At 71.1% G+C, this 2,520-nt stretch carries 2 protein-coding genes; both read right to left on the bottom strand.

All coding sequences use genetic code 11. The features are described 5' to 3' along the window. A partial coding sequence (locus VIU94_RS44625) for a Kelch repeat-containing protein (RefSeq protein ID WP_414720896.1) occupies positions 1 to 992 on the bottom strand: 992 nt, incomplete at its 3' end. A 348-nt stretch (positions 993 to 1,340) separates the two neighbouring features. Next, positions 1,341 to 2,114 carry an MBL fold metallo-hydrolase gene (locus VIU94_RS06015; RefSeq protein ID WP_331908319.1) on the bottom strand — a complete coding sequence of 258 codons (774 nt, stop codon included), beginning with the start codon at positions 2,112 to 2,114 and terminating at the stop codon, positions 1,341 to 1,343. Between the last annotated feature and the right edge of the window lie 406 nt (positions 2,115 to 2,520).

The raw sequence follows: 2,520 nt of genomic DNA, 5'->3' as shown, positions 1-2,520 counted from the left end.
AACGACTCCACCTCGCCCTGGACGTTGAACGTGGTGCCGCGGCCCCCGACCGCGTACACGCAGGTGCCGGTCTGCCCCGGCGGGCAGGGCGCGGCAGCCGCGGCGAGGAGGTACCGAGCGGTGGGCAGCGGCGCCACCTGGGTCCAGCCGTTGGTGACGGGGTTGTACGAGCGGACGCTCGACAAGACGGAGACGTCGCTGTCGAGGCCGCCCATCGCGTACACGCAGGTGCCGGACTGGCCCGGCGGACAGGTTGCGGCCGCCGCCGCGAAGGCGTGCCGAGGGGTGGGCAGCGGCGCCACCTGGGTCCAGCCGTTGGTGACGGGGTTGTACGCGTACGCGGTGTTCACGACGTTGTCGCCGTCGTTGCCGCCCATGGCGTACACGCAGGTGCCGGACTGCCCCGTAGGGCAGGGTGCGGCCGCCGCCGCGAGGAACCCGCGCGGAGCGGGGAGAGCTGCGACCGTGCTCCAGGTGTTGGTGACCGGGTTGTACGACTCCACCGTTGCGACGGGGAGATCCTCACCCACGAGGGCGAAGGACGTGAATCCTCCGATCGTGTACACGCAGGTACCGGTCTGACCAGGCGGACAGGGCGCGCTCGCAGCCCCGAAGCCCCACCGGGGCGTGGGCATGGGACGGACCGTCGACCAGGCGTTAGTGATCCGGTTGTACGACTCCGTCCTGCCGGTGACCGTGGAGGGGGTCTCGGCATCGCCAAGCGAGTCACGGCCGCCCATCACGTAGACGCAGGTACCGGTCTGCGCTGGGGGACAGGGAGCGGTCGCCGACCCCAGGAAATCCCGTGCCGTGGCAAGTGAGGGCAGGGTCGTCCAGACCGTCCCGTTGGTGGCGGCGGCCGGCAGTACGCCGGCCAACACGGCCGCCACCGCCAGCAGGGGCGCCCACCGCTTGAGACCCCGTCTGCGCCTCACATTGGGGGGCGTTTCGTTCTCTGACAACACCGGCCTCCTTGCCGTCCGTGGTCGCATACGTCGATGCTTGCCCAGACGATCACCGACCGGCCCGGCGAAGCGGCCGGACGGCCTCCCGCTTCGACCGCGCAGGGTGACGGCGCCTCACCCCGTGGGATTCCGGCACGACGGCGCGCCACGGATCGCCGCCGACCTGGCGATGCTCGCCGTGATCCTTCTCGAACGACGTCGGCCGGCACGTGGTCGCCCCCGGCTATACAGCCGAGGCACCGCAGCTGCTCCTGCGCATCGGTGCCTCCCGGACCGGGCGGACGGCATGCCGCTGGAACCAGCATCGCCACGGCCCACGGCGGCGTCCCCGCCGCCCCGCTCAGGACGACAGGATTCGCCGCCTCCGCCCTTGATCTAGTCGATCAGGAACGTGGCACCGGGCGCGGCGTAGTCGACGGAACCGTCGAAGCGGGCCGAGGCGCGTGTCACCGCCTGTTGCGGAGTGAGGAACCTGCCGACGTGGGTGACGATCAACCGGCCCGCCCGAGCCGTACAGGCGGTGATGCCGGCGTCTTCGGGCGTGTGGTGCACCAGGGCCCCCTCTCCCGACGCCTGGTCGCTCTCGGCCTCGCACAGCAGCACATCGCACCTGTCGGCCAGCTGCGTGAGGTTCGCGCACGGCGCGGTGTCCCCGGAGTAGACCAGTGACCGTTCCCGGGCTTCGATCCGAACGGCGAAAGCCGGCATGCCGTGCTCAACCGCTCTGCTGGTCAAGGTAAGTGACCCTAGACGTGTCTCGTGCCCGTCGTGCAGCTCGTGGACGGCGAAGGCGGACTCGACCGGGCTGCGCGTCGGACCGTTGGTCAGGAAGTGAGCGAGCCGGTCGGCGATGCCCGGTGGTCCGAACAAGGGGATCGGCGACGAGAGCTGGATGTCCGCGTAGAGCGCCGCGTAGTAGGCGGTGAGCAGGTCCGCGCTGTGGTCGGCATGCAGGTGCGAGATCCAGATGGCGTCGAGCTCCTCGAGCCGGGCGTGCCGCTGCAGCTCCGCCAGCGTCCCACTGCCGGCGTCCACCCAGACCCGCACATCGCCGCAGGACACCAGGTAGCCGGAGCACGGGTTGTCCACGCTCGCGTAGGGTGTCGCGGACCCCAGGACGGTGAGCCGGAGAGCATCGTCGTCGACCATCTCCGGATCTTAGGACGGCCGCTTGATCGATCTCGCGGGCGGGGGCCATGTGGGCATCGGTGGTTTCGGCAACGAGGCGGTCGCGGGTCGCAGCCCCGGTCGCCGATCAGGGCGTCGGGCCGTCGTCGCGGGCGCCCGAACCAGGGCGACGACGGAGGGGACTTGGCGAGCAGGGGGCATCAGCCGGGGGATGCCGTTGCGGTTCCCGCCGGGCAGCGGCGAGGCGAGTGCATGCCCCGCTCACTTCGTCCGAGACGATCCACCCGTCGGCCGTGCCCTTCCCCCCGGAGGGCACGGCCTACGGTCCTTTCCGTGCGCCGGTCAGTCCTCGGACCGCACGGACGTCAGCAGTTCGCGCAGTTCGGCAACCGCCTCGCGGAGGTGGCCGGCGAAAGCGTGCATCTGG

Source organism: Streptomyces sp. (assembly GCF_036566765.1).
Lineage (GTDB): Bacteria > Actinomycetota > Actinomycetes > Streptomycetales > Streptomycetaceae > Streptomyces.
Note: the sequence above shows the minus strand (reverse complement) of the source record. Positions and strands in the feature narration are given on the sequence as shown.